Origin of the sequence: Haloterrigena salina JCM 13891, assembly GCF_000337495.1 — an archaeon.
In the GTDB taxonomy this organism is placed as follows: Archaea; Halobacteriota; Halobacteria; order Halobacteriales; family Natrialbaceae; genus Haloterrigena; species Haloterrigena salina.
This window is the reverse complement of the sequence record NZ_AOIS01000054.1, coordinates 1-20121: the sequence shown is the minus strand read 5'-3', so window position 1 is coordinate 20121 and position 20121 is coordinate 1. Positions and strand designations below refer to the sequence as shown.

Below are 20121 nucleotides of genomic sequence, written 5' to 3'. Positions count from 1 at the left end.
TCAAATACCGTCCTGTTGGTCGATCGCTTCAAGGTATGCGTCTTCAAGCGTCGGAGAAACTTTCGTTGCGTCGTCTGTCGGTGGTGTCGGAGCGATCAATCGAACCTTGACGCCGTCGGAACGCTGTACGGTGCTACACACTTGATATTGTTCTTGAAGTGTCGATAATTTCTCTCGTGGGACGAGACATTCGAAGACCTGATCATCAACACGGTTGATGAGTTCCCCGACAGTCGTGTGGGTGAGCAATTGGCCATTGTCAAGAATGGCAATTTTGTTCGCAGTTGCTTCTACATCCGGAACAATGTGTGTTGAGAGGATGATAACCCGGCCGTCAGCAGTATTGGACAAGGCACTTCGCAACCGGACGCGTTCTTCGGGATCTAACCCAACTGTTGGTTCGTCGGCGATGAGAAGATCAGGGTCATTGAGTAACGCCTGTGCGATACCAACACGTTGACGCATCCCTCCAGAGAACGTCTTGAGCTTTCGGTTTCGAACATCCGCCAGGTTCGTCAGCGTAATCATTTCGTCGATTCGTGCATTCGCGGTTTCGCTATTGAGACCGCGGAGTGCAGCCATATATTCGAGAAACTCTTCCAGTGTCAAATCAGGGTAGACTCCAAAATCCTGCGGCAAGTAGCCGAGAATCGATCGGATAGCACCGGGCGACTCAATAATATCCTTGTTTTCCCAGTAAGCAGTGCCAGTTGTTGGTTTCATTACCGTCGTTAGAATATTCATGAGGGTCGATTTTCCGGCCCCGTTTGGTCCTAACAACCCGTGAATCCCCTCAGTAAACTCGAGAGATATATCACGGATTCCCCATGTGTCCTCTGAATACTGTTTCCCAAGCCCTTCAGTGCGTAGCTTCATGAAGAGATATATTAGAATTCTATAAATATATCTTTGGACTAAAAGGAACATCGTGTTCAGATAAGCTGGTTCCATGCGAAGACGAACGACTTGAGCCACTGATCAGCAGTTTCTGCATACGCGTTGTAAAGCAGTTTGAGAACGATGAGGATTAGCGTTTTATCTCACGAAAGACACGTTCGACACTGTTCCGATTTCCATGTCGTTCATCTCTGAAATCGAGCAACGGCGACTGATCGTGGATGTCCGCCGCAAATTGTGCACATATCTTCTACGATTGAAGGACAACTTCCCTCATGGAGTTACTGGTCGTCTCTCGGACAGGAATATAGGCGCTCTGACGACCGTCTGTCTATGTCTCAACTTCAACGGCCCTTCGCAAGCAATACGTACCACAATATATTGATATATCGAATCACTCCCTCCCGGTCACCGTCACGTCACCCGTCTCCGTCCGCACCTCGAGTCGGTGCGTTCCCTGCCCGACGACGGCCTCGATCAGCGAATCGCCGGCCATCTCGGGCAGCGCCGCCACGTCGGAGACGGTGATCTCGCCCGAGTCGGTCGTGATGTCGAGCGTCAGATCGAGTTCGTCGGGGAGACGCAGTTCGACGTCTCCGGACGACGTCTCGATCGTCGCGTCCCGCTCGATATCCGGCAGCGTCGCCGTGACGTCGCCGGCGTCGGTCTCGAGGCGCTCGATCGACGCCGGATCGACGAGATCGATCGCTCCGGCCTCGGTCGTCGCCGAGACGGTTCCGTCGACGGCTTCGGCGCGGACGGCTCCGGTTTCCGTGACCGCGGTGAGATCGCCGCGGACGTCGCTGACGTCGATTTCGCCCGTCCTCGTATCGACGCTCTGCACCGCGAGGCGCTCGGGGACGGCGACGGAGAGGTCGAAAACCGGAACGGGTCGGAGGCCGAAGAGCGTCCGCGACTCGTCCCGCTCGACTGTCAACTCGAGGCAGTCGCCGTCGGCGGATATCTCGAGCTCGATCGTCTCGAGGTCGTCCGGGCTGACGGCGGCCTTCCGGCCGTCGACGACGACTTCGTCTCGGGGCGTCGGGCGAACGGTAACGTCGCCGATCGCCGTCGAGACGGCCATCGCGGAGAGGTCGGCCGCGGAACGCCGTTCGGTGACCGATTCCTCGACCTCGCGGCCGTCTGCGAGACAACCGGCCACCCCTGCGACGGTCCCGACAGCGATCCCGGCCAGGATCGACCGTCGCGACGCCGTGGGAGTCATAGTTCGACGTATGTCATCGCCCGATATAATGCCGATAGTCACCCGCGAAGAGCGTTCCGCCGGACCGACAGTCAGCCGCACCGATCAGTCGTCGAATCCGGTCGATCCGCAGTTCGCCCCGTAGCTGAATATAGTCCTTCCAGACTGCCCAGTGTGCGACGTTGACACGAATACCGTCACGGTTTCGTATAAATCAGAAATATAAGATCTATTATTCGTATTTCGGGTCCGACATCGTACGGATGTCCGATACCAACGGCGACGAGAGACGAACCGGTCACCCAGACACCTCGGGTTCCGCGCTCCGACGACGATCGTTCATGGCCGCCGCGGGGGCGACGGCGACCGGCATGGTCGGCGCCGCGAGTGCCGACCGCGATCGATCCGCCGGCGCCGACGATCGAGGGCGCAACCGAGCGAGCGAACGCGGGTTCGTCGATCGAACCGACGAGCCGGAGCTGATCGCCCACCGCGGGTTCGCCGGCCTCTACCCCGAGAACACCGTCGGCGCCGTCGAGGCGTCGGCCCGCGGCATCCAGTCGCCGTACGCGCCGTCCCGCGGCGCGGACATGATCGAAATCGACGTCGTGCCGACCGCCGACGACGACGTCGTCGTCTTCCACGACGACCGGCTCGCCGAGCGCGACGACGGCGAGCGCGGACTGACCGACACCGAGGGCGTCGTCTGGGAGACTGATACCGAGACCGTCACGAGCGCCGAAGTCCTCGAGAGCGGTGAGACCGTCCCCCGACTGCGCGAGACCCTCGCGGCGATTCCGTCCCACGTCGGCGTCAACGTCGAACTGAAGAACCCGGGCTCGTTCGACGTTCGATTCGCCGAGTCGCTCTCGAGCGAGGAGCTCGCGCCCCAGAAAGAGCTCTGGCAGCCGTTCGTCGCCGACGTGCTCGCGGTCGTCGACGACTTCGACCACGAGTACCTCTTCTCGTCGTTCTACGAGGCCGCGCTGGCGACGACCTGCGAGGCGTCGGAGTACCCGGTCGCGCCGCTTCTCTGGGACTCCGTCGAAGCCGGCGTCGAAGTCGCCCGCCGGTACGAGGCCGAGGCGGTCCATCCGCCGTACGACATGATCCGCGGGACGCCGTTCTACGCCGACCAGCACTACGCAGCGGACGCCGGCTGGGACGAGATCGACCTCCTCGCGGTCGCCCACGAGGAGGGGCGGGACGTGAACGTCTTCACTCTCGAGACCTGGTACCAGGCCGGTCAGTTGGCGGCGGCCGGCGTCGACGGACTGATCAGCGACTACGCCGACGTGCGTCGCTTCGGCGCGACCAACTGACGGCGACGGACATCGGTCGACTCCGTGCGACCGAAACACAGATTTAGGACGCTGGCGCAGTATCGTACGAGTAGATGATCAGCGGCGGCGATCTCACGAGGCGGGTGCTGCGGGTGATCGAGTCGTGACCGACTCCGATTCCGACGCCGACGTCACCGTCGTCGACGCGGTAGACGCCTACCTCCAGCGGAAGGCAGTCGGAGACCCGGACGGCCCGGGCGCCGGCACCTACGCCTCGAACGCCGAATCGATCCTGCGCCGCTGGGCCGACTGGCTCGATGGCGAACACGGCGTTCGCTCGCTGTTCGCCCTCGAGATCGAGCACATGCGAGCCTACGCCGACGAGTTGCGGGCCCGCGCCGACCACGGCGAGTACGCCGCCTCCACTGCCGGCACCTACTACGCGGTCGTTCGGGCCTTTCTGTCGTGGTGTGTCCGCGGCGGGATCTTGGAGACGAACCCGGCCGCGACCGACGCGGCCGAATCCGCCCTGCCGACCGCCGAGGAGCGACCCGACAGCGAGTTCTGGACGGCCGACCAGCGCCGGCGCCTCGAGACCCACGTCCGCGAGCGGGCCCTCGAGGCCGCGGCGGACGGGGTCGACCGCGACGAGCGCCGGAATCGACTCCGGGAGTACGCGATGGTCGCCGTGCTCGCCCACTCGGGCGTCCGGGGCTCCGAGCTGTTTCGGGTCCCCGACGACGAGCGTCGGACGGGGGCGACGTGGGACGACGTCGACTTCTACACCGGGACGATCCGCGTGCTAGGTAAATCTCAGCGCTTAGAGGACGTGCCGCTGCCGGCGCCGGCCCGGACGCCGCTGCGCCGGTACCGGGTCGTCCTCGATCCGCCCTCGAACGACTGGCCGCTGTTCCCGACCCGTCACGCGCCCTCGATCGCTCGGCGGGTCAGGGAGGTGCTGGCCGAGCGCGGCCGCGACGAGGACCGCATCGAGTCGCTACTCGACGAGCGAACGGCGACGCAACTCGCCCGCGAGCGGGCGATCGCCCCGCCGGCGATCACGACCGAGGGCGCCCGGTCGGTGCTCAAACGCCTCTGCGAGGCGGCCGACGTCGACGTCGACGGCGACTACCTGACCCCGCGGGGCGTCCGCGGCACTGGCACCGGCGACGGCGAGGACGCCGGCTACCGGCGCGAGGCGACCGACGCGAAACCGGCGCTTCGCGCGTCGGTGCTCGAGCAGGCGATCGCCGTTCCGGAAGAACAGCCGGCCGTGATCGACGTCGATCCGATCGACTCGAGCGAAGGAGACGAACGGTCGGAAAACGACTGACTCGACCGTATTGACGTTTCTCTCGAGAACGGAGCGGATAGCTGTGCTCCTCAGCCGAGGAGCACCAGGAGGATCACTGTCAGCACGACCGTCAGCAGGAGGACGGTGGTCCCGATGCTCGCCCGGAGGTGGATCGTCGACGGTCGACCGCCGTCGGTCGGCTGGCGGTCCTCGACGTCGACCCCGGGAACGCGGCGGGCAGCCGCGTCGACGGCCAGCACGGGGTTGGTACCGATCCAGTAGCAGCGCTTGACGAGGCCGACGGCCGCGGCGTCGACGATCCGGTAGAGTTCGGTCGTCGCGAGCATCGACCACCGGCCGACGTAGTAGCCCGCGGGGAAGACGACCCGGGCCGGATCGCCCAGATCGAGCTTCGAGAGGGGCTTGCGGACGACGGCGAAGGTGACGAGCGCGACCGCCGTCAGGATCCCCGCCGTCTCGAGGTGGCTCGAGCTGTAGGGGTGGAGGTGACCCTCGCCGCCGTCCGGGTAGACGAACGAGAACTCGCCGCCGTGGGCGTGGATCGTCGGCGCGAGGTCGGCCAGCCCCTGCCACCAGACGCCGAAGAGCAGGCAGGCGCCGCCCATCCCGAGCATGGCGATCGTCTGGCCGGGCTTGGCGTCGGGCACCGAAATGTCGCTCTCCCCGTGGAGGAAGACGTAGTAGCCGAGTTTGATGAACGATAAGAGCGTCCCGATCGCGCCGAGCCAGAGCAGCCAGTACAGGGCCTCGAACTCGTGGACCCCGTAGTAGTGGGGATCGGCCGCGTCGAAGAGCATCCCCTTGCTGATGTAGCCGTTGAAGCCGGGGATCGCGGTGATCGAGAGCGCGCCGAGCGCGAATCCGATCGCCGTCAGGGGCATCTCGCGCCAGAGTCCGCCCAGCTTATAGAGGTCCTCCTCGCCGGTGCGGAAGATGACGACGCCGACGGCCATGAACAGCAGGCTCTTGAACAGGATGTTGTTGAACAGGTGGCTCATCGCCCCGGCGGTGGCGATCTCGCTCTCCACCATCCAGGCGCCCATCCCGATCCCGGCGACGATGTAGCCCAGTTGGGCCTGGATGTGGTAGGACAGCAGCGCCCGCATGTCGTGTTGCAACAGGGCGAACGTCGCCCCGTAGACGGACATCAGTCCGCCCATGTACGCGATGTAGATCCCGAGGTCGCTCTCGGCGCCGATGGGGAACGCCCGATAGAGGACGAAGGCGCTCGTCTTCGTGGTGTAGACCGAGAGGAACACCGACGCCGCGAAGTGGGGTCGGGGGTAGGTGTCGGGCAGCCACGTGTGGAGCCCGATGAAGCCGACGTTGACGCCCATTCCGAGCACCGCGAGCATCGCCGGCAGCCCGGACGCGATTCCGGTGCCGTCGTAGACGAACGTCCCGGCCTCGACGTAGTGGGCGGCGACGGCCAGCAGCACGATCACGCCGCCGGTGCCGTGAAATAGCGCGTAGCGGAAGCCGGCCCGGACGGCGTCGCCGCCGTAGTGCCAGACGACCAGCGTGCTCGTGACGGCCATCAGCTCCCACATGAACACGAGCACAAGCCAGTCGCCGGCGAACGCCGCCCCGAGCGAGGAGGCGACGTACGTCAGTGCGATCGCGACGAGCTCGCGGCTGGCGCCGCTCGAGTAGGCGTAGATGACCGAACAGATCCCGAGGAAGCCCAGCCCGATGCCGATCATCTGGGAGAAGCCGTCGACGTGGAAGGCGACGACGTCGAACCCGAGGAAGGTACCGGTGAGGTAGCTTCCCTCGGGCGCGTACACCGAGATCGCCAACACGCCCGCGAGGCTCAACGCGCCGGCAGCGAAGCCGGCGATCCGGGGCAGTACGAGCACGAGCAGCGCCGCCGCGAACACCAGCAGCGGCGGGTAGGCCATCGTCAGGAGATCGCTTTCGATCATTCGGACATCACCTCCAGGGCCTCCTCGAGGGACAGGCCCTGCAGTTGGTCGAAGGAGTCGACGCCGAAGACGCCCTCCACGATGTGCGTGATCAGATCGAGGAAGACGGCGTGGTCGGGGACGACGCCGAGGACGACCGCGCCGGTCGCGATGATCGCGATCGGCGCCAGCATGAGCCACGTGCTCTCGCCGATCGGCGAGTGACGCGGCCAGCCGCCCGCTGGCGGCCCGCCGGTGAGGTGGTCGTCGTGGTCGCCGTGGTGGTCGACGGCGCTGACGTGGTCTCCCGCCGGAACGTCGGCGTCGCTCGGGTACCTGTCGACGGCGTAGTCGTAATCGTCGTCTTCGACGTCGGCGTCCGTGGCGCCCGAGTCGTCCGTCTCCGCCGGGGCCGGATTCGATTTCGCGGCGTCCGATTCGGACTCGGATTCCGATCCGGAGCGATCGGCCGACGAGGGGCCGCCGTCCGCGGCGACGTGTTCCTTCTGTCCCTCGGCGCCGGCGCCGTAGGACTCGAAGATCCCGCCGCGCGGGAACTCGAGGACCGGTTTCGCGTCGTGGCGGTCCTCGCTCTCGAAGAAGGCCGTGTAGACGACCGGCCAGAAGTAGGCGATGTTGAGCACGCCAGAGAGCAGCAGCGTGCCGGCGAAGATCCAGTACTCGCCGCCCATGTAGCCGGAGCCGATCAGCATGTAGAACTTACTGACGAAGCCGGCGATCGGCGGCAGCCCGGCCATGCCGAGCGCGCCGATCGTGAACGCCGACAGCGTCAGCGGCATCCGCTTGCCGATGCCGGCCATGTCGCTGATGTAGTCGGTGTGCGTCTCGACGTGGATCGCCCCCGCACAGAAGAACAGCGTGAGCTTCGCGAACGCGTGGGCGGGGATGTGGAACAGGGCGCCGACCATCGCGTAGGGGTGTAACATCGAGAGCCCGAGCACGATGTAGGACAGCTGTGCGGTCGTCGAGTAGGCCAGCCGGCGCTTGAGGTGATCCTTGCGCATCGCGATGATAGAGGCCGCGGTCAGCGTGAACGCGGCGACGATCGCGACGGGGATGTTGAGCCCAACCTCGCCGATGCCGGGAACGTCGAGGGGCAGGTCGTGGATCAGTCCCGGCCCGTAGACGTCGAGGATGACCCGCGCGACGCCGAAGGCGCCGGACTTGACGACCGCGACCGCGTGGAGCAGCCCGGAGACCGGCGTCGGCGCGACCATCGCGTCCGCGAGCCACGAATGGAGGGGCATCAGCGCCGCCTTGACGCCGAAGCCGGCGATCAGCAGGAAGAACGCGGCCTGCGCGAAGCCGGGTTCGGCCTGCGCGGCCGTCGCGAGCGCCTCCATCCCGCCGGACTCGAAGGCCAGCGTCGGATCGCCGTTGACCGACGCGGTCAGCCAGTAGACCATCACGGTCCCGGCCAGCAGGAAGACCCCGCCGCCGAAGAACGTGTAGGTGAGGTACTTCCGACCGGCGATCCGGGCCTCGTCGTCCTCGTTGTGTGCGACCAGCGGGTAGGTTACGAGCGATAGCAGCTCGTAGAAGACGAAGATCGTCACCAGGTTCGCCGCGAAGGCGATCCCGACCGCGGCCGAGAGACTGGCCGCGAACGAGGCGAAAAAGCGGGTCTGGGCGTGCTCGTCGAGCCCGCGCATGTAGCCCGCCGCGTAGAAGGACGTGAAGATCCAGAGGAAACTCGCCAGCAAGGCGAAGAGGATCCCCAGCGGATCCGCCCGCAGCGCGAAGTCGACGCCCGGAAGGAACCGGATCCCCGTGCTCTCGTAGAGGCTCCACCGGTAGACGGTGCCGGACATGACCGCGGGGAGCATGCTGGCGACGATTCCGAACTTGCCGACGGCGGCCAGTACGGACCAGCCCTCGCGGAGATTCGGACGGCGATGCGACGCGACAATCAGGACGATCGCGACCGCCGACACCAACACGGCGGCGAGCGGTCGTAGGTCTGCAACCATTAGTTGAACACCTCCGTGAGGAACGGCTCGAGGAAGTCGGCGAACGTGCCGCCCGCGAAGCCGAGCGCGACCGCGACGATCGCCGCGACGACGACCACTGCGACCATCCCGCTCGAGACCGGATCCGGCGATCGGCCGGAGCCGTCACGGCCGGGTCCGCCGGTGGGGTCGTACGAGACGCCCGCCGCGAGCGGGGTCTCGACAGCGCCGTCGTCGGACGCGAGGCCCTCGCGGCCCTCGTCACCGTTCTCGTCGCCGCCGTCAGAGCGCGGCTCCGACGAGGATCGCGATCCGTCAGATTGCTCACCGCCGTCGGTCGCGACCGTACCCGGACCGTGGCCGCGGGCGGACGCGGCCCCGGCGGCCGGCGTGAAGTACATTTTCTCGAGCAGGCGAGCGGCGTAGGCTAAGGTGAGCATGGTGCTGAGGAAGATGACGGCCGCGACGGGCCACAGCTCGGCCTCGACGGCGCCGAGCGCGATGTACCACTTGCCGACGAAGCCGACGGCCGGCGGGACGCCGACCAGCGCGAACAGGAGGACGGCCATGGCGCCGGCGACGACCGGCCGTCGCTTGGCGAGGCCGGCGTACTCGTCGACGGTGCGGGCGCCGTAGCTCGTCGCGACGATCGCCGCCGACAGGAAGAGGCCGGCCTTGAGGATCCCGTGGCCGACCAGGTGGATCGCGGCGCCGGTAAACGCCGTCTCCGAACCACCGGCGATGACGACGCCGTAGGCGGTGATGACCAGACCGAACTGCGAGACCGACGAGTAGGCGAGCATCCGCTTGACCTCGCGCTGGATCACGGCCAGGACGGTCCCGGCGAGGACGCTCACGCAGCCGACGGTGAGGACGATCGAGGCCGCCCGCGGCATCGAGGCGAGGTAGTCGACCTCGAAGACGGTGACGATCAACCGCCCGAACGCGTACGCGGAGGCCGTCGAGACCAGCGCCGCGATCAGCGGCGTCGCGCCGTCGGGAGCCTGCTCGTAGGCGCTCGGCTGCCACGTGTGCAGCGGCCACTGGGCGACCTTGGTCGCGAAGCCGACCACGATGAACGCGAACCCGGCCTGAATCAGAGTCTGGCGTTCCGCGTTCGGGATCGCCTCGGCCAACTCGACCATGTTGAGCGTCCCCGTTGCCATGAAGACGAAGGCGACGCCGATCAGGTACATCGACGCGGCGACGGTACCCAGGACGAGGTACTTCAGGGCGGCGACCGCCGATTCCGGGCCGTCGCCGCTGGAGACGAGCGCGTAGGTCGCGAGGCTCGAGATCTCGAGGAAGACGAACAGGTTGAAGACGTCGCCGGTCAGCGAGATGCCGAGCAGCCCGCCGACCAACAGCAGGTAGGCGGTGTAGAACGTGTTCCCGCGCGGGCCCCCGCGTCGCGTGTACGCGAGGACGCCGGTGGCGACCCCCGTCACGAGCAGGACGACCAGTATCGAGAACTGGTCGGCGACGAGTTGGATCCCGTAGGTACGGGGATAGCCGCCGAGGGTGTGGGTCACTCGGCCGCCGGCGTGGACGACGCTCGCGAGATAGCCGGCGGCGGCGAACAGCCCGGTCGTTGTGATCGCGGCGACCGACCACCCGGTGCGGTCGAACCGCAGGCCGAGCGCGATCGGGAGCGTCGCCGCGAGGATCGGGGCGACGATCAGCAGCGGCGGGAGCAGGTCGACGAGACTGCTATTCATCGGCACGCACCTCCCGCAGGGTATCCTCGCGGAGCGTTCCGTACTCCGAGTAGATGCGGATGATCAGTGCCAGCCCGACCGCCGTCAGCGCGATGCCGACGACGATGGCGGTCAGGACGATGACCTGGGGCAGCGGGCTCGCGACCATGACCTCCCCGGGCTCGCCGTGGTGGGGAACGATCGGCGCCGACGCGCCGTCGGCGTCGATGTAGGCCATCGAGACGAAAAACAGGAAGATCGCCGTCTGGAAGAGGTTCACCCCGATCAGCTTCTTCACGAGGTTCTCGCTGGCGATCACCATGTAGATCCCGATGCCCAGCAGGACGAACATCAACACGTACGTGTAGCGGCTCGCGAGGAGTTCAATCATCGTCGCTCACCTCGCCGTCGGACGGTTCGTGGCGGTCCTCGAGTCCGCCGGTCCCGCTTGGACGTTCGGGCGTGAACCCGGCCGCCATCGCGAAGAAGAGGGTAATGATGGTCCCCGAAACGATCAGCGAGATGCCGGCGATCTCGACGGCTTCGAGCCCCCACTTGGGCTTGATGTGGAAGACCTCTTTGAGCATGGTGAACTCGAGGAAGTCCCCGCCGAGGGCGACCATCCCGAGGCCGATCGCACCGAAGATGACGACGCCGCCGGTGACGAGGCCGACCAGCAGGGAGTTTCGCAGCCACTGGCGCGTGGGTTCGATCCCGAAGGCGAACGCGAGCATGAGGATCGTGACGCCGACGATGGTTCCGCCCTGGAAGCCGCCACCGGGGGCGTCGCCCCCGTGGAAGGTCATGAACAGCCCGTAGGTGAGCGTGAACGGTGCGATGATCTTGACGGCGGTCATGATCACCTGACTCTCGGTGTAGGTATCGTCGAAGGATTCGGGCATTTAGGCGAACACCTCGCGTTTCAGAACCACCAGCGTCGAGACGCCGGCGGCGAAGACGACGACCGCCTCGCCGAAGGTGTCGAACCCACGGTAGGCGGCGAGGACGGACGTGACCGCGTTCTCGACGCCGGTCTGTTTGTAGGTCTCCGTGATGTAGTGTTGGGTCACCTCGGGGTTCGACCAGACCGGCGTTTCCAGGCTCCCGACGGTGTACATCTCGGGGAGCACGACGGTACAGAGCACGAGCACGAACGCGCCGACGGCGACGACCCCCGGCACGTGGATCCGCTCTCTGAGCCGGTCGGTCGTGGGCCGAGTCGTGCGCGCGATCGTCAGCAACAGCAGGAGCGTCGTCACGCCGGCGCCGATCGCCGCCTCGGTCATGGCGACGTCGGGAGCCAGCAGGAACGTATAGAGGATGGCCATCCCGAGGCTGTAGGCGCCGAAGACGATGATCACCGACAGCACGTCACGAAACAGCGCCGTCGCGACGGCCGTCGCGAGGATGAAGACCGCGAGGGAGTAGGCGAACAGGCTCATCGCGTCTCACCCTCCGTTTCGGCGGCGACCTCGGCGTCGTCCGCTTCCCCCTCCTCAGCGAGGACGGGTTCGACGTCCGACTCCGCCGCGGAGCGGGCGATGGCGTGGGCCGCCGTCGGGTTCGTGATGAACACGAAAAACAGCAGCAGGACGGTGTAAACCGCCGCGTGCTGCCAGCCGAACGCGAGCGCGACGCCGGCCAGCGCGAAGCCGGCGCCGAGCGTGTCCGTCTGGGAGGCGGTGTGGGCCCGGGCGTAGATGTCCGGGAGCCGGAGGACGCCGACCGTCGAGACGAGCGTGAAGAACACGCCCAGTCCGAGACAGAGGACGATCGCCCAGAACCGGACGGTCTCGAGGGTCGACTGGAGCGCGATCGGCTCGATCACAGCACACCACCCCGATCGACGGTGAACTTCGAGATGGCGATCGACATCAGGAAGTTCAACAGCGCGTAGATCAGCGCCACGTCGAGGAACCACGACTGGTCGAGCCCCGCCGCAAGCAGGGCGAGGATGACGACCGTATTCGTCCCGAGAACGTTGACCGCCAGCAGCCGATCCTGCGTGGTCGGGCCGACGACCGCGCGGTAGAACAGCACGATCGCGAGGACGACGAACAGCGCCGCCGCCGCGAGGAAGACGTCCTCGAGCGGAACGGGCGTCACAGTTCGTCACCTCCGACGATCTCGGCGTCGTCGCGTTCGTTCGGCGACGGGATCGCCGCCGACTCGCGGCCGTAGAAGACGAAGCGGATCGCCTTCTCGAGGCCGCCGTCGAAGAGGTCCTCGCGAGCCGACGGGATCAGCGTGTGGACCAGCAGCTGCTGGTCGTTGGCCCGGACCGTCAGGGTCCCCGGGGTCAACGTGATGCTGTTGGCCAGCGCGAGCAGCGGGAGGCCGCTGCGGACCCGCGCGTTGACTCGAGTCAGCGTCGGCTCGATCGGCATCGACGGCCGGAGGATCACGGCCGAGACGGCGATGTTCGCCTTGACGATCTCCCAGAGCAGATACGGGATATAGAAGACGAACCGGACGGCCCGCAGCGGCGACTGGACCCTGTCCAAGGGCATCGAAAAGGTGACGTGGGCCAGCGAGACCGAGACGATGCCGGCGACCGCCGCGCCGGTGAGGAGATCGAACCAGTAGAACGGATCTCCGAGGACGAGATAGAAGCCGAAGGAGATCCAGAACGTCGCGAACAGGCGATCGAACCCCGTGTGGGAAAGGACGAGACGACCGTGACGGGCCGCCCGCTCGACTGGCGCCTCGTCGTAGGACATCCCGACGCGGTCGAGTTCCCGCTCTAAGGGCTGGAGCATCGACGCGGTGACGCCCGGACTGTACTCCGGATCGAGCACGAGCCGATCGATCCCGTGGTCGTCGGCGTAGGCCCGGAAGATCTCGGCGTAATCCCGGGGACCGAAGAGGTACTCGTCGGTCCCGAGGACGGCCGTTTCGATCGTCACGTCGGCCCCGTCGGCGTCCTCCTCGACCCAGTTTTCCGCCCGCTCGAGCAGCTCCTCTGCCCCGTCGCTCATCCGCTTCCCTTCGGGCAGATCGACATCGTAGGGGAGTGCGATGACCAGGTGACACTCGAGGGAGTCGGCCGTCTCGAGGCCCGACTGGACCGCGTAGGCGACCGTCTGCCGGACGGTCACCGTGTCCGACAGCGGTACGAGTACGCGTTCAGCCGCCACGGCACATCACTCCCGGTGACCGTCGATGGATATTCATGAGACTCGTCGTTAGTCGAGTCAAGCGTCACCTGTAGGAAAACGATTTCGTTATCTGCCAGACTGCCAGACGATTTGCTCGATTTTCACGGGGAGTTCACGACGAACGGCCGCGTTTTCGCTCGTGGCGATAACGCCGGTCAAACGGCGGAGAACCGTCCGACCGATACTTTTACAACCACACTTGTTCTATTGCAAATCGAATTTCATGACGGCAACGAACGAGACCGTTCACGGTCGGATCGAGACCGCACGCACCGAACTGACGCCGATGCAGGTCGCGACGGGGCTGCTGTTCGCGGCGGCGATCGCGTTCGCGTTGCTCTTCCTCCAGGAGCCCCTCGCCCATGACGCGATGCACAACTTCCGTCACGGGGCCGGCATCGTCTGTCACTGAGCGATGCTCGTCGACTACCTGCAACGCGGCGTCCTCGCGGGGGTCGTCGCGGGCCTCGCCTACGGGCTGTACGTCGCGTTCGTCGCGAACCCCCTCACCGAGTACGTCCACGACGCCGGACACAGCCACGGTCACGGCGCCGGCGATCACAGCCACGCACAGGAGGGCACCGAACACGTCGTCTCCGAGACGACGACGGCCCTCGTCAGCGTTGGCAGCGGCGTCCTCTGGGCGATCCTACTCGGCGGACTCTTCGCCGTCGCGCTGTACCTCTTCGAACCGGCGCTTCCCGGCCGCGACGGACTCGAGTCGTACGTCCTCGCGGGCGCCGGGTTCCTGACCGTCTCGGCGACGCCGTGGCTGGTCGTTCCGCCCGCGGCGCCGGGCGCCGACCACCTCTACGGCATCGACGCGAGAATTGGCATCTACGTCGGTCTCGTCGGTCTCGGTGCGGCGGTCTCGGCGGCAGCGATCCTCGCGTACGGGCGAGCGGCGCCGCGGCATCCGGCGCTCGGCGCGCTCGCCGCCGCGGTACCGATCGTCGCGACGGTGGTCGTTCTCCCCGCGGTCACGCCGACGGTCGTCACCCAGCCCGACGTCGCCAGCGAACTCGTCACGGCGTACCAGGCGCTGGCCGCGCTGAGTCAGGCCGCGATCTGGGTGCTGATCGCGGGCGCGTTCAACCGACTCCGGCGACGGGCCGACCCCGCCGTCAACGCCGTGGACACAGACGCGGACTCACACGACCAGTTGACGGCGAGCCCCTGAGTACGAATGCAACGCCAAACTGACCGACAGCGCGACCGGCTCGCCGCGCAGGTGTTCGTCTGTACGAACGACCGCGACGCCGACTACGCCTGCTGTGCAGACGCCGGCGGCGAGGAGACGCTCGAGGCGGTCAAATCGTGGCTGCGCGATCGAAACGCGTTCTGGAACCCGGTCTCGGTGATCGAGACCGGCTGTCTGGGACTGTGCAGCGAGAACGGGACCGCCATCGCGATCCAACCGCGCGACGAGTGGTACTCGGAGGTCCGGCCGGCGGAGGTGCCCGACCTGCTCGAGAGCGAGTTCGGTCCCGACGCCGAACGGGTCGGGGCGGCGTATCGCCAGCGAGCGAACGAGAGCCGCTCCGGCGACAACTGAGCCCGGTCGGCGGACGGTCCGAACCTACTCCCACCGGTTTTGTCGACCGATCACGATTGCGTCAGTACGGCCGACGCTCGCAGTCGGTACGAGCGGGGTGAGTGCGTATTCGGCGCCCGAATAAACCATTTTTCCGAACTTTCGAAGATAATATTATGTAGCGCCGCCAACTCATAGGTATGAATTGGGGCGGACAGTTGATCATCGGTGAAGATCATTGGATCACGCTCGTCGTCGGCATCAGCTTAATCGCACTGCTGGGGCTAGCCACATCCCTCCAGTGGTACTACATACTGACTCTGGGAGCGGTAGCGTCCGGGATCAGCGAACTACTGCTACGGAGTCTTCCGAGCAGATAGAGCCGTATCCTCTCCGATACTCGATACCGTCCCGAGAATAGCTATTCAGCTCTATTAGTGCGATACCGTCCGGAAAAGATTCGATCTCGACCGGTCAGCAGAAGTCGATCGTGTGACAGACTGCCGTGGACAGGCCTCCGGAACCGCACGCGATCCGACCCAGCTGCGACGCGAGGGCGTAACAGAGCGCGGCGCATCCACCGCCGAGGGCGGGGTTGCTCACGACGATCGGTACACAGCGAGAAATACAGCTAACCGTCCGAACGTCCTGTTGACACCGACGCGAATAGCGACGATAACCTTACATCCGTCGCAACCGGAGTCAGCGATACGAACCCCGTCCGTACCTGGTGCGGTAGCTGTCAGATGGGGTTTTCATCGCCTTCACCCGCATCAGGCCCCGGTTTCGCGGAACGGCAGCGCGACGAGGAGAACGGCAACGCCCGAGGTCAGACGGGGTGTCGGTCGATCCACAGGCGGTGATCGAATCACTGTGGGTGACCGACGCCGCTGTCTCTGTCCGACTCTCGAGCGAAGTCCGCTGCTCGTGGAAATCAGACACGAAGTGGCGCCGCATAGTCGCTTTCGTTCGTAACCGAGGACGAGGGGCTCTCAGAGCCGTACGGCTCACCGTCACTGCCAACTTTCTTCCGAACTCGAGTGGTCACCCACGACCATGGCTCGGACCGATCGCGACATCGTCCTCGTCGACGGCGCGCGAACGCCCCACGGAACGCTGCTCGGATCGCTCGCGGATGTCGAGGCGGTCGAACTCGGTCGGACGGCCATCGACGGCCTCCTCGAACGCGTCGATGTCGACGGCGCCGCTGTCGACTGGGTCGGACTCGGCAACGCCATCCAGGCCGGCATCGGACAGGTGCCGGGACGGCAGGTCGTCGTCAAGTCGGAACTTCCCAACGAGACGCGGGCGACGACGATCAACGAAGCTTCGGGCTCCGGGATGAGCGCGATCGGACTCGCGGCCGATCGGATCGCGGCCGGCCGCGCCGATCTGGCGATCGCGGGCGGGTTCGAGTCGATGACGAACGCGCCGTGGATCCTCCCCGACTACCGGAAAGGGCGCCGCCACGGCGACGTCGAGATCAAGGACTCGATGCTCCTCGACTCGCTCTGGGACGTCAACCTGGACGTCCACATGGGCGAGATCACGGAGGGGCTGGTCGACCGCGAGGGGATCTCGAGAGAGACCCAAGACGAGTACGCCCTCGAGAGCCACCAGTGGGCCGCCGCCGCAATCGATTCGGGCGCGTTCGACGACGAGATCGTGCCCGTCGAAACCGGCGGCGGCACGGTCGACACCGACGAGGGACCGCGACCCGACTCTACGCTCGAGGACCTGGCCCGGCTACCGACGTCGTTTCGCGAGGACGGCACTATCACGCCGGGCAACGCATCCAAACTCAGCGACGGCGCGGGCACGGTGCTGCTGGCCGACGAGGAGACCGCCGACCAGCGGGGCCTCGAGCCGATGGCCCGACTCGTCGACTACGCCACCGCCTACCGCGGTCCCGACCGATTCAACGAGGCCGTCGGCGACGTCGTCGAGCGGCTCCTCGAGCGCAACGAACTCGCGGTCGACGACGTCGACGCCTACTGGATCAACGAGGCCTTCGCCGCGCAGGCGGCGTACGTCATGGACCGCGTCGGAATTCCGCGCGAGCGGATGAATCCTCAGGGGGGCGCGGTCGCGTTCGGCCACCCGATCGGCGCCTCCGGCGGGATGCTCGCGACCAGCCTCGCCTACCAGCTCCGCGACGATCCCGATGTCGAACGCGGCTTCGTCGGGATGAGCATCGGTGGCGGCGGCGCGATCATGGGGTTGCTGGAGGCGTACTGACCGAATCGCTCGCCCCGGGAGCGGGATCGAGATTCCGGCTCTCGTCTTCGAGACGTTTACCTACCGGCCGGCCCGACTGTCGGCAAATGACGCTGTACTCGCGGGTTCGCCCCCTCGCGTTCAAACTGCCGGCCGAGACCGCCCACGATCTCGGCAAGCGAACGCTCCGGGCGGCCCAGTCCACGTGGCCGACGCGGCAGGCCCTCGCCGCGGCCTACCAGTACGATCATCCCGCGCTCGAGGTCGACCTGTTCGACTCGACGTTTCCGAACCCGGTGGGGATCGCAGCCGGCTTCGACAAGAACGCCGAAGTGACCCACGCCCTCGAGGCGCTCGGCTTCGGGTTCGTCGAAATCGGCACCGTCACGCCCTACCCGCAGGACGGCAACGACCGACCCCGGCTGTTCCGCCTGCGGGAGGACGAGGGGATGATCAACCGGATGGGCTTCAACGGGCAGGGAATGGAGGCCGTCACGGAGCGACTCGAGGGAGACGGCACGCCCGATTTCCCACTGGGAGTCAACATCGGGAAGATGAACTCCTCGACCGAACGAGAGGCGATCGAGGACTACCGACGCGTCTTCGATCGGCTCTCGCCGTTCGCCGACTACGTCGTCGTCAACGTCTCCTGTCCGAACACGCCCGACGAGTTCGACGAGGCCTCGCCCGAGCACCTGCGGGCGATCTTCGAAACCCTCGAGACCGAAAACGACGAGAACGTACCGATGCTGGTAAAGATCGGTCCCGACGAGCCCGAGGACGCGATTCTGGACCTCGTCGACATCGTTCGGGAGTTCGGTCTCGATGGGATCGTCGCGACCAACACCTCGACATCCCGCGAAGGACTCGAGTCGCCCGCCCGCGAGGAGTGGGGCGGCCTCAGCGGCGCCCCCATCGAAGACAGATCCACCGACGTGATCCGAACGATCGCCAAGCACACGGACGGCGAACTGCCGATCGTCGGCGTCGGCGGCGTCGATTCGGCCGCGAGCGCCTACGAGAAGATTCGCGCGGGCGCGTCGCTCGTGCAACTCTATACGGGGTTCGTCTACCAGGGGCCGTCGACGGCCGAGCGGATCAACCGGGGACTGGTCGACCTGCTCGAGCGCGACGGCTTCTCGTCGGTCGAAGCGGCGGTCGGCGCCAATCTCGAGTAGCGTCGCGGCGCGGACCGATGGCTATGGTCCTCGAGTCGCGAGGGCGGCCCTCGCGGAGCGGGCGTAGCGGGGAGCAGCCGCGCGGCGGACAGCGTGGATCCGCCGTAGCGGCGGGCGGCTCTCACCGAACGGGGACGGCGCCGACCGTTAGTCGGCGGGTTCGGCGTCGTCGATCGCGTCGTCGAGTCCGTGCAGTTCCGCCGGGCCGACGGCTTCGCCGGCGCGTTCCTCGCGGATCTCGCGGGAGGTCGAGTCCTCCTGTTGGGACTCGACGACGGGATCGGTATCACCGTCGGTCACGGAGAGGTACACCGACCGAAGCTCCGCCGTCTTGTCTGCTTCGTCCGTCTCTCGGTCCTCGTCTGCCTCGGGTTCGGATTCGGTCATGGGTGGTGACCCTCATCGAATCCGATGGGTCGGGCAGTGAATATAAACCCCCCGCTACTTTCACGAAATGAGAATCGTCGGTACCAACGACATCCGTTCCCGTCTGGACGAACGGAATAATCGGAAGCGACCGGTACCGACACTGTCCGACGTTGTCGGGGCCGTCGTCGCTACACGCCGTCGATATCGTTCGTCTCGTCGACCGCGACGCGAGTCCCGTAGCCGGAGTCGCCGACGACTTCGCCGTCCTCGTAGACGACCTCGCCGCGGACGACGGTCGTCACCGCCTTGCCGGTAAAGGACTCGCCGATGAAGGGCGTCACGCAGTTCTTGGAGTGGAGTTCATCGGCGTCCTCGAGGGTCCACTCACGTTCGGGATCGACGATCGTGAAGTCGGCGTCGGTGCCGACCTGCAGCGATCCCTTCTGGGGGTACATCCCCCAGACCTGTGCCGGACGGGCCGAGTGCCGTCGCACCCACTCCTCGAGGGAGAGCCGGCCCTGATCGACGAAGGTGAGCATGACCGGAACTTCGGTCTCGAGGCCGACGAAGCCCGAGATGGCGTCCCAAGTGTTGCCGAACGGGTCGTCGACTTTTTTCTCCTCGGGGGTGTGAGGGGCGTGATCGGTCGTGACGGTGTCGATCGCGCCCTCGTCGATGCCGACTTCCCAGAGCTTCTCGCGCTCGTCGGCGTCCCGAATGGGGGGCTGAATGCGGGCCGGATTCCCCTTCTCGCGCATGACCTCCTCGGTGAACCAGAGGTAGTGGGGCGTCGTCTCGGCGGTGACGTCGACGCCGCGTTCCTTGCCGCGGGCGACGGCCTCGGCCGCGGAACCTGAGGAGACGTGGAACATGTGGACCTTCGCGCCGGTCTCCTCGGCGAAGGTGATCATCCGCTCGACGGCCTCCTGTTCGGCGATCACGGGCCGAGAGTGGGAGTGGTCGATGGGGTCGTTTCGCCCCTCGGCCTTGAACCGCTCCGTGTAGTGGTCGATGATCTCTCCGTTCTCCTCGTGGAAGCCCAGCCGTTTACCGGTCTCGCGGATCGTTTCCATCGCCTCGAGGATTTCGCCGTCGTTCGGCGGCGGGACGTCGCCCACCGTCGATCCGAGGAAGATCTTGAACCCGAGCGGGCCGACCGCATCGATGTCGGGGATGAGATCGAGGTTCTCGCTCGTGACGACCGCGTAGCTCTGGAAGTCGACGTGAGCCGAGGCCTCGCCGCGCTCGAACTTCAACTCGAGGTTCTCGGGTCGGTCGATGACCGGGTCCGTATTGGGCATCCCGACGACGGTCGTCACGCCGCCGGCGGCCGCGGCCCGCGTGGCCGACTCCCAGTCTTCCTTGTACCTGTCTCTTATACACATCTCTGATGGC

At 66.1% G+C, this 20121-nt stretch carries 20 protein-coding genes and 1 pseudogene; 7 read left to right on the top strand and 14 right to left on the bottom strand.

The window, feature by feature from the left end:
- From C477_RS15775 to C477_RS15770, 3 genes and pseudogenes are all read right to left on the bottom strand, one after another.
- Entirely contained in the window at nt 1–876 is an 876-nt protein-coding gene (locus C477_RS15775) for an ABC transporter ATP-binding protein (protein ID WP_049914601.1), read from the bottom strand.
- 56 nt (nt 877–932) lie between these two features.
- Nucleotides 933–1099: pseudogene (locus C477_RS23015) on the bottom strand (IS6 family transposase); the annotation flags it as partial.
- 192 nt (nt 1100–1291) lie between these two features.
- Nucleotides 1292–2122 (bottom strand): DUF4097 family beta strand repeat-containing protein, encoded by an 831-nt coding sequence (locus C477_RS15770; RefSeq protein ID WP_008895515.1) that lies wholly within the window; start codon nt 2120–2122, stop codon nt 1292–1294.
- Between the two features lie 242 nt (nt 2123–2364).
- Here C477_RS15770 and C477_RS15765 point away from each other — a divergent pair, with 242 nt between their 5' ends.
- Both C477_RS15765 and C477_RS15760 read left to right on the top strand, forming a co-directional pair.
- Entirely contained in the window at nt 2365–3423 is a 1059-nt protein-coding gene (locus C477_RS15765; RefSeq protein WP_008895514.1) for a glycerophosphodiester phosphodiesterase, read from the top strand.
- Nucleotides 3424–3547: 124 nt separating this feature from the next.
- A complete protein-coding gene (locus C477_RS15760) occupies nt 3548–4717 on the top strand; it encodes a tyrosine-type recombinase/integrase (protein ID WP_008895513.1) in 1170 nt (389 codons plus the stop codon).
- A 50-nt stretch (nt 4718–4767) separates the two neighbouring features.
- Here the strand turns inward: C477_RS15760 and C477_RS15755 are convergent, their stop codons facing one another.
- The 9 genes from C477_RS15755 to C477_RS15715 are packed head-to-tail and all read right to left on the bottom strand — an operon-like array spanning nt 4768 to nt 13407.
- On the bottom strand, nt 4768–6624 hold the full coding sequence (locus C477_RS15755; protein WP_008895512.1) for a Na(+)/H(+) antiporter subunit D: 1857 nt from the start codon (nt 6622–6624) through the stop codon (nt 4768–4770).
- A complete protein-coding gene (locus C477_RS15750) occupies nt 6621–8594 on the bottom strand; it encodes a proton-conducting transporter transmembrane domain-containing protein (RefSeq protein ID WP_049914585.1) in 1974 nt (657 codons plus the stop codon). Before C477_RS15750 ends, C477_RS15755 begins: the two co-directional genes overlap by 4 nt.
- Nucleotides 8594–10291, bottom strand: coding sequence for a monovalent cation/H+ antiporter subunit D family protein (locus C477_RS15745; protein WP_008895510.1), 1698 nt, complete (start codon nt 10289–10291; stop codon nt 8594–8596). Before C477_RS15745 ends, C477_RS15750 begins: the two co-directional genes overlap by 1 nt.
- The gene (locus tag C477_RS15740) at nt 10284–10661 is read right to left on the bottom strand and encodes a cation:proton antiporter subunit C (RefSeq protein ID WP_008895509.1); all 378 of its coding nucleotides are present in this window, start codon (nt 10659–10661) and stop codon (nt 10284–10286) included. The genes C477_RS15745 and C477_RS15740 overlap by 8 nt, the downstream gene beginning before the upstream one ends.
- Entirely contained in the window at nt 10654–11172 is a 519-nt protein-coding gene (locus tag C477_RS15735; RefSeq protein WP_008895508.1) for an MnhB domain-containing protein, read from the bottom strand. The genes C477_RS15740 and C477_RS15735 overlap by 8 nt, the downstream gene beginning before the upstream one ends.
- Nucleotides 11173–11712, bottom strand: a complete 540-nt coding sequence (locus tag C477_RS15730; RefSeq protein ID WP_008895507.1) for a DUF4040 domain-containing protein — start codon at nt 11710–11712, stop codon at nt 11173–11175.
- Complete coding sequence (gene mnhG, locus C477_RS15725; protein WP_008895506.1) at nt 11709–12098, bottom strand: monovalent cation/H(+) antiporter subunit G; 390 nt, start codon at nt 12096–12098, stop codon at nt 11709–11711. Before mnhG ends, C477_RS15730 begins: the two co-directional genes overlap by 4 nt.
- Nucleotides 12095–12376 carry a cation:proton antiporter gene (locus tag C477_RS15720; RefSeq protein WP_008895505.1) on the bottom strand — a complete coding sequence of 94 codons (282 nt, stop codon included), beginning with the start codon at nt 12374–12376 and terminating at the stop codon, nt 12095–12097. Before C477_RS15720 ends, mnhG begins: the two co-directional genes overlap by 4 nt.
- Nucleotides 12373–13407, bottom strand: a complete 1035-nt coding sequence (locus C477_RS15715) for a monovalent cation/H+ antiporter subunit E (RefSeq protein WP_008895504.1) — start codon at nt 13405–13407, stop codon at nt 12373–12375. Before C477_RS15715 ends, C477_RS15720 begins: the two co-directional genes overlap by 4 nt.
- 244 nt (nt 13408–13651) lie before the next feature.
- On the opposite strand from C477_RS15715, the gene C477_RS15710 reads away from it, so the two are divergent.
- From C477_RS15710 to C477_RS15685, 5 genes are all read left to right on the top strand, one after another.
- Nucleotides 13652–13840 carry a CbtB domain-containing protein gene (locus C477_RS15710; protein ID WP_008895503.1) on the top strand — a complete coding sequence of 63 codons (189 nt, stop codon included), beginning with the start codon at nt 13652–13654 and terminating at the stop codon, nt 13838–13840.
- A gap of 3 nt (nt 13841–13843) precedes the next feature.
- A complete protein-coding gene (locus C477_RS15705) occupies nt 13844–14608 on the top strand; it encodes a CbtA family protein (protein ID WP_008895502.1) in 765 nt (254 codons plus the stop codon).
- Nucleotides 14609–14614: 6 nt separating this feature from the next.
- The gene (locus C477_RS15700) at nt 14615–14983 is read left to right on the top strand and encodes a (2Fe-2S) ferredoxin domain-containing protein (RefSeq protein WP_008895501.1); all 369 of its coding nucleotides are present in this window, start codon (nt 14615–14617) and stop codon (nt 14981–14983) included.
- A gap of 1035 nt (nt 14984–16018) precedes the next feature.
- The gene (locus C477_RS15690; protein WP_008895500.1) at nt 16019–17200 is read left to right on the top strand and encodes a thiolase family protein; all 1182 of its coding nucleotides are present in this window, start codon (nt 16019–16021) and stop codon (nt 17198–17200) included.
- Between the two features lie 86 nt (nt 17201–17286).
- Nucleotides 17287–18357 carry a quinone-dependent dihydroorotate dehydrogenase gene (locus tag C477_RS15685; protein ID WP_008895499.1) on the top strand — a complete coding sequence of 357 codons (1071 nt, stop codon included), beginning with the start codon at nt 17287–17289 and terminating at the stop codon, nt 18355–18357.
- Between the two features lie 147 nt (nt 18358–18504).
- Here C477_RS15685 and C477_RS15680 read toward each other — a convergent pair whose 3' ends face one another.
- Both C477_RS15680 and C477_RS15675 read right to left on the bottom strand, forming a co-directional pair.
- Nucleotides 18505–18744 carry a hypothetical protein gene (locus C477_RS15680; protein ID WP_008895498.1) on the bottom strand — a complete coding sequence of 80 codons (240 nt, stop codon included), beginning with the start codon at nt 18742–18744 and terminating at the stop codon, nt 18505–18507.
- Between the two features lie 170 nt (nt 18745–18914).
- Nucleotides 18915–20121 (bottom strand): dihydroorotase (locus tag C477_RS15675; protein WP_049914600.1); only part of this gene is annotated, 1207 nt, incomplete at its 5' end.

Excerpts from the sequence above, each read along its gene's own strand:
- C477_RS15735 (WP_008895508.1), bottom strand. The coding sequence starts at position 11,172 with ATGCCCGAATCCTTCGACGATACCTACACCGAGAGTCAGGTGATCATG.
- C477_RS15680 (WP_008895498.1), bottom strand. The coding sequence starts at position 18,744 with ATGACCGAATCCGAACCCGAGGCAGACGAGGACCGAGAGACGGACGAA.
- C477_RS15740 (WP_008895509.1), bottom strand. The coding sequence starts at position 10,661 with ATGATTGAACTCCTCGCGAGCCGCTACACGTACGTGTTGATGTTCGTC.
- C477_RS15770 (WP_008895515.1), bottom strand. The coding sequence starts at position 2,122 with ATGACTCCCACGGCGTCGCGACGGTCGATCCTGGCCGGGATCGCTGTC.
- C477_RS15765 (WP_008895514.1), top strand. The coding sequence starts at position 2,365 with ATGTCCGATACCAACGGCGACGAGAGACGAACCGGTCACCCAGACACC.
- C477_RS15745 (WP_008895510.1), bottom strand. The coding sequence starts at position 10,291 with ATGAATAGCAGTCTCGTCGACCTGCTCCCGCCGCTGCTGATCGTCGCC.
- C477_RS15705 (WP_008895502.1), top strand. The coding sequence starts at position 13,844 with ATGCTCGTCGACTACCTGCAACGCGGCGTCCTCGCGGGGGTCGTCGCG.
- C477_RS15700 (WP_008895501.1), top strand. The coding sequence starts at position 14,615 with ATGCAACGCCAAACTGACCGACAGCGCGACCGGCTCGCCGCGCAGGTG.
- C477_RS15775 (WP_049914601.1), bottom strand. The coding sequence starts at position 876 with ATGAAGCTACGCACTGAAGGGCTTGGGAAACAGTATTCAGAGGACACA.
- C477_RS15690 (WP_008895500.1), top strand. The coding sequence starts at position 16,019 with ATGGCTCGGACCGATCGCGACATCGTCCTCGTCGACGGCGCGCGAACG.
- C477_RS15685 (WP_008895499.1), top strand. The coding sequence starts at position 17,287 with ATGACGCTGTACTCGCGGGTTCGCCCCCTCGCGTTCAAACTGCCGGCC.
- C477_RS15710 (WP_008895503.1), top strand. The coding sequence starts at position 13,652 with ATGACGGCAACGAACGAGACCGTTCACGGTCGGATCGAGACCGCACGC.
- C477_RS15730 (WP_008895507.1), bottom strand. The coding sequence starts at position 11,712 with ATGAGCCTGTTCGCCTACTCCCTCGCGGTCTTCATCCTCGCGACGGCC.
- C477_RS15755 (WP_008895512.1), bottom strand. The coding sequence starts at position 6,624 with ATGATCGAAAGCGATCTCCTGACGATGGCCTACCCGCCGCTGCTGGTG.
- C477_RS15750 (WP_049914585.1), bottom strand. The coding sequence starts at position 8,594 with ATGGTTGCAGACCTACGACCGCTCGCCGCCGTGTTGGTGTCGGCGGTC.